7 protein-coding genes are annotated in these 8,554 nt (G+C 76.1%); 3 read left to right on the forward strand and 4 right to left on the reverse strand.

The window, feature by feature from the left end:
- Window positions 1-392: 392 nt before the first annotated feature.
- On the reverse strand, window positions 393-1,427 hold the full coding sequence (locus tag RND61_RS32050; protein WP_391654588.1) for a LacI family DNA-binding transcriptional regulator: 1,035 nt from the start codon (window positions 1,425-1,427) through the stop codon (window positions 393-395).
- Between the two features lie 122 nt (window positions 1,428-1,549).
- On the opposite strand from RND61_RS32050, the gene RND61_RS32055 reads away from it, so the two are divergent.
- Complete coding sequence (locus RND61_RS32055) at window positions 1,550-2,965, forward strand: endo-1,4-beta-xylanase (protein WP_315881689.1); 1,416 nt, start codon at window positions 1,550-1,552, stop codon at window positions 2,963-2,965.
- A gap of 158 nt (window positions 2,966-3,123) precedes the next feature.
- Here the strand turns inward: RND61_RS32055 and RND61_RS32060 are convergent, their stop codons facing one another.
- On the reverse strand, window positions 3,124-4,191 hold the full coding sequence (locus tag RND61_RS32060) for a rhamnogalacturonan acetylesterase (protein ID WP_315881690.1): 1,068 nt from the start codon (window positions 4,189-4,191) through the stop codon (window positions 3,124-3,126).
- A gap of 21 nt (window positions 4,192-4,212) precedes the next feature.
- Window positions 4,213-5,334 carry a glycoside hydrolase family 43 protein gene (locus tag RND61_RS32065; protein ID WP_315881691.1) on the reverse strand — a complete coding sequence of 374 codons (1,122 nt, stop codon included), beginning with the start codon at window positions 5,332-5,334 and terminating at the stop codon, window positions 4,213-4,215.
- Window positions 5,335-5,460: 126 nt separating this feature from the next.
- Between RND61_RS32065 and mmuM the strand changes: the two genes are divergently transcribed.
- Window positions 5,461-6,387: a homocysteine S-methyltransferase gene (gene mmuM / locus RND61_RS32070; protein WP_315881692.1), complete on the forward strand. Its 927-nt coding sequence runs from the start codon at window positions 5,461-5,463 to the stop codon at window positions 6,385-6,387.
- Window positions 6,388-6,493: 106 nt separating this feature from the next.
- Window positions 6,494-7,627, forward strand: a complete 1,134-nt coding sequence (locus RND61_RS32075) for a LacI family DNA-binding transcriptional regulator (protein ID WP_315881693.1) — start codon at window positions 6,494-6,496, stop codon at window positions 7,625-7,627.
- Here the strand turns inward: RND61_RS32075 and RND61_RS32080 are convergent.
- Window positions 7,600-8,109 (reverse strand): hypothetical protein, encoded by a 510-nt coding sequence (locus RND61_RS32080; RefSeq protein ID WP_315881694.1) that lies wholly within the window; start codon window positions 8,107-8,109, stop codon window positions 7,600-7,602. The two genes, RND61_RS32075 and RND61_RS32080, sit on opposite strands and share 28 nt — an antisense overlap.
- Window positions 8,110-8,554: the final 445 nt, after the last annotated feature.

Genomic DNA, 8,554 nt, shown 5'->3' on the forward strand with positions numbered 1-8,554 from the left:
GCGGCGTGGTGGGGGGCACTCCCCCGCGTGCGGGGCCGCAGGGGGGCGACGAGCCCGGCCGGGACGGCGCTCGGTGGCCGCGGCGTCGCAGCGCGGGCGGCGACGGGGCCCGGCGGGTCCCGGGCGAACGCCGTGTGCGGCCAGGCCGTGACCGAGCGGGAGGAGCGGCCGCTCCGGGCGCTCCGACCGGCGGAAACCGGTGCGGACAGGGGCTGTGGCAGGACGCGTCGGCCGGGGAGGGGGGCGCGAGGGGTTTCCCGGCCGCGGGCGGCGCCCCGGAGGGCGCGGCGGCGCGCTTCCGGTAATTACCGGAAACTTTCCGGTACGAGGAGCTCCTCAGGACCGTCTCCTCCGCCCCGCCGCCGGTTCCGGCGACGGACCGACCGGGCCCCTCACTTCGCGGGCGGGGCCGTGCTGGACCGTACGACCAGCTCCGTGGCGAGCTCCACGCGCGCGGAGTCCAGCTCCTCCTCGCGGGCGAGCCGCAGGACCGTGCGGACGGCCGTCTTTCCCATCTCGGCGAGCGGCTGGCGCACGGTCGTCAGCGGCGGCGCCGACCAGCGGACCTCCGGAAGGTCGTCGAAACCGACGACGCTCATGTCCTCCGGTACCCGCAGGCCGCGCCGGCGCAGGGCCTCGATGGCACCGAGGGCCATCTGGTCGCTCGCCGCGAACAGCGCCGTCGGCGGGGCCTCCAGGGCGAGGAGGGCGGTGCAGCCGGTGAAGCCGGACGCGTGGTAGAAGTCGCCCTGCACGACGAGGGAGTCGTCGACGGCGATCCCCGCGCCCTCCAGGGCCGCCCGGTAGCCGTCGAGGCGCGCCCGCGAGCACAGCAGCCGGGGCGGCCCGGCGACGAAGCCGATCCGGCGGTGGCCGAGCCCCAGCAGGTGCTCGGTGGCGGCGAGGCCGCCCGCCCAGTTGGTGGCGCCCACGGTCGGGGCGTCCAGGGCCGGGGAGCCGGCCGGGTCGACGACGACCAGGGGGACGCCGAGGCGCCGCAGCTCCTCGTGGAGGACGGGCTCCAGGACGGACGTGACGAGGATGACGCCGCCCGAGGCGCGGGCCCGCAGGTTGCGCATCCACTGGCGGGCGTCACCGCTGCGGCCGTGGATCGCCGAGACGACGGTGCCCATGCCGGCCGCGTGGGCGACCTCCTCGACGCCCCGGATGATCTCGACGGCCCAGGGGCTGTCCAGGTCGTTGAAGACGAGGTCGAGGAGGGCCGCGCGGTCACCGGGCGCGGCGGGGCGGCGCCGGTAGCCGTGCTCCCTCAGCAGGTCCTCCACGCGCGCGCGGGTGGCGGGCGACACGTCCGACCTGCCGTTGACGACCCGCGACACGGTCGGCACGGAGACCCCCGCCTCCCGCGCGATGGCCGTGATGGTGACCTTTCCCCGGGCGGCCCCGGACGTCTTGCCCTCTGCCAATTCCCCCACCTCCGTTGACGGTTGCCCCGTACGCCTCTACCGTTCCGGACGCACTCTCGAAACCTTGCAGCAGTCTTCCGGAAATTCTGGGGAGACTGGAAGCCGTCATGAGAGGGACGTCCATGAAGCTCCAGAGCTTACGCAGAGCCGTGCTCGGCCTGTCGGCCGCCGCCCTGCTGGTGACCGGCGCCGCAGTGCCGGGGCACGCCGCCGAGACCGCGGACCCCGTACTGCGGGACCTCGCCGCGGCGAAGGGCATCTACTACGGGACCGCCGTGACCGCGTCCAAGCTGACCGGCACCTACGCGTCCGTGACCGCCGGGCAGTTCGACTCCATCACGCCCGGCAACGAGATGAAGTGGGGCTCGGTCGAACCGGTCCGCGGCGACTTCCGCTGGTCCGGCGCCGACGCCGTGGTGGACTTCGCCGAGGCGAACGGGCAGAAGGTGCGCGGCCACACGCTGGTGTGGCACAGCCAGCTCCCGTCGTGGGTGGAGAACGGCTCGTGGACCGCCGACGCGCTGCGCACGGTGATGACGGACCACATCGCCACCGAGGCGGGCCGCTACAAGGGCCGCATCCACCACTGGGACGTGGTCAACGAGCCGTTCAACGAGGACGGCACGCGCCGCCAGTCGGTGTTCCAGCGGGTCCTCGGGGACGGTTACATCGCCGACGCGTTCCGCGCCGCCCGCGCCGCCGACCCCACGGCGAAGCTGTACCTCAACGACTACAACGTCGAGGGGATCAACGCCAAGAGCGACGCCATGTACGCCCTGGTCCGCTCCTTGAAGGCGCAGGGCGTGCCCATCGACGGCGTCGGCCTCCAGGCGCACCTGATCGTCGGCCAGGTGCCGTCCACGCTCCAGGCGAACATCAAGCGGTTCTCCGACCTCGGCGTGGACGTGGCCATCACGGAGCTCGACATCCGGATGCAGCTCCCGGCGACCGAGGCGAAGCTGGCCCAGCAGAAGGCCGACTTCAAGGCCGTCACGCAGGCGTGCGTCGCGGTGGCCCGCTGCACGGGCGTGACCGTGTGGGGCTTCACGGACTCCGACTCGTGGATCCCCGACTTCTTCCCGGGCGAGGGTGCGGCCACCCCGTACGACGAGGGCTTCCGGCCCAAGCCCGCCTACTACGGCATCGCCGAGGCCCTCGGCTGGAGCGGCACGCCCGGGCCGGGCCCGGGCCCCGACCCGGTGAGCGGCTGCGCCGTGACGTACGCGGTGCAGAACCAGTGGAGCGGCGGCTTCACCGCCCAGGTGACCGTGCGGAACACGGGCACCGCCCCGGTGAACGGCTGGCGGGTCGGCTGGACGTGGCCGGCCGGACAGAGCGTCACCCAGGCGTGGAACGCCTCCGTCAGCCAGTCGGGGACGTCGGTGACGGCCGCGAACCTGCCGTACAACGCGGTCGTCGCGGCCGGCGGATCGGTGACGTTCGGCTTCAACGGCGCCTGGTCCGGTGCCAACACGCCGCCGGCCGCCTTCACCCTGAACGGGGCGGCGTGCACCGTCTCGGCACCCGCCGCCGGGTGACCGACCGCGCGCCCCGGCGTACGGCCGGTCCGGCCGGAGGAGACCGCTCCCCCCGCCGGACCGGCCGTTCCGGGCCCGGACCCCAAGGGTCGGGCCGGTTCGCGAACCGGTTCGCGGGCCGTGGCCCGCGGTTCACGGACCGCGCGTCGGGGCGTGGGTCAGGACGCGGTCCGGTGGCCGAGCAGCCCCTGCGCCTCCAGTTCCTCCGCGACCAGCCGGGCGTACTCGGTGGCGCCCCGCACGGAGGTGTGGGTGTTGTCGCGCTTCTCGTCCGTCAGGTAGAGGGCCTTCGACGCCTCGGGGCCGAGCTCCTCGACCCGCGCCTTGGTGAGCGCGGTCAGGTCGACGAGCGGGGTGCCGAGCCGGGCGGCGAGGGCGCGGATCTCGGCGGGGTGGTCGACGCCGAGCCCGTTGACGAGGAGGGCGGTGCCGTTGTCGAGGGTGCCGTCCCGGTTGAACCAGCGGCGGACGACGGGGGTGACGAGGACGGGGCGTCCGCCCTCGGCCCGGACGCCCTCGACGAGGGCGGTGAGGTTCGCGCGGTAGGTGGCGGCGTCGGTCTGCTTGTCGTTGTGGGCGAGCTGGACGAGCACGGGGTCGCCGGGGCGGATCCGGGCGCGGACGCGGTCGAAGAGGGCCGGGTCCGCCAGGTAGCTGACGGTGGACTCGCCGGAGTCGGCGTGGTTGGCGACGGCCGTGCCCCGGCCCAGGAACCGGGGCAGTTGCTGGCCCCAGCCGCTGTACGGGTCGCCCGGCTGGTCGCACACGGTGGAGTCGCCGATCAGCAACAGTTGCCGGGCGCGGGGGGCCGGTGTGACGCGGACCGCGGCGAGCGCCGGGGCGGCCCCGTCGGCGCCGGTGACGACGAGGTCGAGGCCGGGCGTCCCGTCGGGCCCGGTGGGTTCGCCTTCCGGGGTGCGGACGTCGACGGTGAACGTGCGGGTGGTCCGCTCCCCCGCCGCCGTCGCCGTGGCGGCGAGCACCGTGCGGCGGGTCTCGGCGGTGGCGGTGGTGGTCGCGGCGGTGTCCCCGCCGAGGGTGAGGGTCACGTCGTAGGTGCCGGGGGCCACGTCGTAGTGGCAGGTGACGGTGGTGGTGCCGGCGCAGTGGCGCAGGCCCTGCCCGTACGGGCCGTCGGCGGCGGCGGGGGCCGCGGGGAGGCCGGTCAGGGTGGTGGCGGCCGTGGCGGCGGTCGCGAGCAGGGCGAGGCGTCTCGTCCTGGCCATGGGGAGGCTCCTTCGGAGGGGTCAGGTGCGGTCGGCGACGGGAACCCCGAAGTCGGGGGTGCCGTCGGGCCTCCAGCCGAGCCTCTGGATCCGGGTGTGGCGGTTGGGGTCGTGCAGCGGGTCGCCGGTGATCTCCTTGTACTGGCGGGCGTGGTAGACGAGCACGTCGGTGCGGCCGTCCTCGGCGACGGTGAAGCAGTTGTGGCCCGGCCCGTACTGGCGGGTGGAGTCGTTGCTGGTGAAGACGGGGGTCGGGGACTTCGTCCAGGAGGCCGGGTCCATGAGGTCGCTCGTGTCGTCGGCGGTGAGCAGGCCCAGGCAGTAGTTGCTGTCGGTGGCGCTGGCGGAGTACGTCATGAAGACGCGGCCGTTGCGGCGGAGGAACGCGGCGCCCTCGTTGACCTTGAAGCCGACGCACTCCCAGTCGTACTCGGGCGTGGTGAGCCGGACCTGGGGACCGGTCAGGGTCAGCGGGTCGGCCATCCGGGACAGGAAGACGGCCGTGTTGTTGTCCATGCCGGGCTCGTGCTGCGCCCAGGCGAGGTAGCGGCTGCCGCGGTGGGTGAAGGTGGTGGCGTCGAGGGAGAAGGTGTCCCAGGCGGTGGTGATGCTGCCCCGCTCGGTCCAGGTGCCCTGGAAGGGGTCGGGGTGCCGGTTCTCCAGCACCCACATGCGGATGCGCCAGATGTCGTGGGCGGGTGCGGCGGCGAAGTAGATGTACCAGCGGCCGTCGATGTGGTGGATCTCCGGGGCCCAGATGTGGGCGGCCATGTCGCCGCTCGTGTGCCGGCGCCAGACGACCGCCTCGTCGGCGGTGGCGATGCCGCGGAGGGTGCGGGAGCGGCGCAGGATGATGCGGTCGTACTCGGGGGCGGTCGCGGTGAAGTAGTAGCGGCCGTCGGTGTGGCGGTGGATGTGCGGGTCGGCGCGGTTGCGCACGAGCGGGTTGGTGTACGGCCGGCCGTGCAGCGCGCCGGGGGCCTGCGCCGCGACGGCCCGGTCGGCGGCGTCCGCGGCGCCGGGGGAGGCCGGGCCGGCGGCCTCCTCGGCGCGGGCGACGGCCGTGGGCGCGGCGGTGAGGGCTCCGGCGGCGAGGGCGCCTTGGAGGAGGAGTCGGCGGCTGAGGGCGTGACTGCGGCTCATGTGAGGTTCGCTCGCCTTCCGTTCGTTATATCGAACAGCATCTGCAATTCCGAACGGCGAAACGGTAAAGGCGCGTTACGGAGAGGTCAACGGGGCGGGAGTGACGGACTTCGCTACCTTGCGCCCATGACCACCCCCGCTCCCCCGCTCTCCGCCGTTCTCGCCTCTCCCTCCGCCGCCCTCGTCCTCGACGGCGGGCTCTCCAACCAACTGGAGTCCGCCGGGCACGACCTGGGCGACGACCTGTGGTCGGCGCGGCTGCTCGCCGAGGAGCCCGGCGCGCTCGTCGCGGCACACCGCGCGTACTACGAGGCCGGCGCCGACGTGGTGACGACCGCCGGCTACCAGGCCACGTTCGAGGGGTTCGCCCGCCGGGGCATCGGCCGCGACCGCGCCGCCGAACTGCTGGCGCTCGGCGTGGACCTGGTCCGCGAGGCCGCCCGGCAGACCCGCGCGGGCGGCGTCACCCGACCGCTGTGGGTGGCCGCGTCCGCCGGCCCGTACGGGGCGATGCTCGCCGACGGGTCGGAGTACCGCGGCCGGTACGGGCTGGACGCCGCCGCGCTGGAGGCGTTCCACCGCCCCCGCCTGGAGGTCCTGGCCGCGGCCCGGCCCGACGTCCTGGCGCTGGAGACCGTGCCGGACGCCGAGGAGGCCCGCGCCCTGCTGCGCGCGGTGCGCGGGCTGGGCGTCCCGGCCTGGCTGTCGTACACCGTCAGCGGGGGGCGGACGCGGGCCGGCCAGCCGCTGGAGGAGGCGTTCGGCCTGGCGGCCGACGCGGACGAGATCGTCGCGGTCGGGGTGAACTGCTGCGCGCCCGAGGACGCGCGGCGGGCGGTGGAGGTCGCGGCGCGGGTGACGGGCAAGCCGGTGGTCGCGTACCCGAACAGCGGCGAGACGTGGGACGCGGCGGCGCGGCGCTGGTGCGGCCGGCCCACGTTCTCGGCCGACCGCGCGGAGGAGTGGCAGCGGGCCGGGGCACGGCTGGTCGGGGGCTGCTGCCGGGTGGGTCCGGACGCCGTCGCCGCCGTGGCGGAGCGGCTGCGGGGATGAGCCGGGCCCCGCCGTTCGAGATCATCGGTGGGGGCGCGGGTCTTCCCGCCGAGATGGGGCACACCTAGGGTAGGAAGCGCTTACTACGCTGTTCGGAGGGAGCGTCATGACGCGCACGGTGAGCACCGCCGGACCGACGTTGGCGGTGGTCGCCCGCGAGGCCGGGGTGTCGGTGCCGACCGCGTCGAAGGTCGTCAACGGCCGTGACGACGTGGCGCCCGAGACCCGCCGCCGGGTCACCGAGGTGCTGGACCGGCTGGGTTACGTGCGCCGCCGCCGGACCGGGCCCCCGAAGCCGCACGGCATGGTCGACCTGGTGCTGTCCGCGCTGGACGGCTCCGGGGCGGCGGTGCTGCACGGCGTGGAGCGGGCCGCGCACGCGGAGGGCCTGGAGGTCGTCGTGTCGGCCGGCCGGCACCTGGGGCAGGAGCGGCTGGACCGGCTGGCCGCCCGGGGCACGGCGGGGATCCTGTTCCACGGCGACGGGCTGACCCCGGCCCAGCACGCGTGGCTGAACCGGCACCGGGTGCCGTACGTGCTGATCGATCCGGAGCAGGAACCGTCGCCGGGCTCCGTGTCGGTCGGCGCGGCGGACCGGCAGGGCGGGCGCGCGGCGGCCGGGCACCTGCTGGCGCTGGGGCACGACCGGATCGCGCTGGTCGACGGGCACGCGCCCGGGCACGTTCAGTGCGCGTGGCGCGCCGGCTGGCACGAGGCGCTCGCCGCGGCCGGGCTGCCGCACCGGCCCGAGTACGTGCGCCGCACCGGGCCCGACGAGCCGGAGGAGTACGGGGCGCGGCGCCGGACGCTGGAGCTGCTGGACCTGCCGGAGCCGCCGACGGCCGTGTGCGTCTGCTCGGACGCGATGGCGCCGGGCGTGTACGGGGCGCTCGCCGAGCGGGGGCTGCGCGTGCCGGACGACGTGGCCGTCGTGGGCTTCGGCGACCTGCCGGAGGCGCGGTGGGCGGTGCCGGGGCTGACGACGGTGCGTCGGCCGCTGGCGGAGATGGCCGGGGCGGCGCTGGCGCTGCTGGTGCGGCTGGCGGCGGGCGAGCCGACGGACGGCTTACCGGTGGAGCTGGCGACGGAACTGGTGGTCCGGTCGAGCACGGCGCCCCCGCCCTCGACCGGGGCGGGGGTCGTGGGCCGGGCCTCCCGCCGCGGCCGAGGGCCGGGCGGGCGGCGGGCGCGGGCGGCCGGTGCGGCGGGGGGTCAGCGGTACGCGGCGGAGGCGTGGTAGGCGTAGACGCCGACGAGCGCCATCACGCCGAGGAGGACGACCCAGGACGTCAGGCCCGTGTGCCGCGAACGGCCCTTGCCGGAGCGGGACGCGCCCGTACGCCCCGCGGGGGCGCCGCCGCGGCCGGCGCGCCGCCCGGCCCGCCCGCCCGCGCGGGCGGGTTCGGCCCGTGCCGCCGCGGACGGCTCCGCGTCGGCGGCGGCCTCGGCCAGCAGGCGGCGGCAGACGGCGGCCAGCTCGTCCCGGCCCGCGGAGAGGCTCACGACCACCTCGGAGCGGGCGGGCGCGGTGGTGCCGCCGTCGAGGATGCGGCCCGCCCGGATGAGCACGTCGTCGCGGGTGCCGCGGGGCGAGAGGCTGATCCACCGCCGGACGTGCTCGCCCCGGATGACGACGCCGCCCGACCGTTCGCGGTACAGCGTGTGCTCCCGCCACAGGACCGCCGCCAACTCCTCGGCCAGATCCCTGAGTCGCGTGTGCATGGCCTCCCCTTCGCTCCGCCACACGCGTCCCGAACACGCATGCGCACGGGCACTGTAGCGGGCGTCGCCGACAGGGGGTCGGCGGGCACCGGCCCGGGCTCCGGCCCCGGCTCCCGCGCCGACGCGGAAGGACCGCCGGGGCGAGGAGGCGCGGACGCTCTCCTCCCCGCTGCGGGGTGACGCCCCGTCGGCGTCGGCGTCGGTGGCGTCCGGTACGGGACGCACGGGGCGCGGGCGCCGTCCCGCGGGGCGGCACCGCGCCCCGCCGGGCCACGTCGCCGGGCCGCATCGCCGGGCCGCATCGCCGGGCCGCATCGCCGTGGCCCCCGCGCACGGGTGCGGGCGCGCGTCGGCCCCGGCGGGCCCGCCGGGTGGGGGGCGTCGGCGTCGTCGTCGAACAGGGCGTCCGAACGGCCACGGCGCGCGGACGGCTACGGCGTGCGGG

This window comes from Streptomyces tamarix, from assembly GCF_032423885.1.
GTDB lineage: Bacteria > Actinomycetota > Actinomycetes > Streptomycetales > Streptomycetaceae > Streptomyces > Streptomyces tamarix.